The following is a 387-nucleotide window of genomic DNA, read 5'->3' as shown; positions in this document are numbered from 1 at the left end:
GCTGTACCCGGCCGGAGCCGGCTGTGACGATCAGGGTCTGCCCGAGCGGATGGCTGTGCCACGCGGAGCGGGCACCAGGCTCGAACGTGACGTAGGCGCCGGAGGTGCGTGAGGGAGCGGTCGCCTGGAACAGCGGGTCGACGCGGACGGAACCGGTGAAGTTCTCGGCGGGTCCCTTGCTGGAGGGCTGCGAGCCGTTTCGCGCGATCTTCAGTCCCTGGGAGGCTCCGCGTGGGGCGGCCGGAGGAGAACCCGCTCCCGTGGTGGCTCCTGGTTTGTTTGTCTGGGCGAACGCCGGAGCGAGCAGGGCAAGCGACACGGCGGTCGCGGCAAGCAGTTTCATTTTCGTCCTCCGATTCAGTGATGGGATTGCGCGTGGTTCAGCTC

At 68.0% G+C, this 387-nt stretch carries 1 pseudogene; it reads right to left on the bottom strand.

The features are described from left to right. Positions 1-343: pseudogene (locus D7Y04_RS46300) on the bottom strand (cupin domain-containing protein); the annotation flags it as partial. Positions 344-387: the final 44 nt, after the last annotated feature.

The sequence above is a fragment of the Corallococcus sp. AB038B genome (assembly GCF_003668955.1).
GTDB lineage: Bacteria > Myxococcota > Myxococcia > Myxococcales > Myxococcaceae > Corallococcus > Corallococcus exiguus.
Note: the sequence above shows the minus strand (reverse complement) of the source record. Positions and strands in the feature narration are given on the sequence as shown.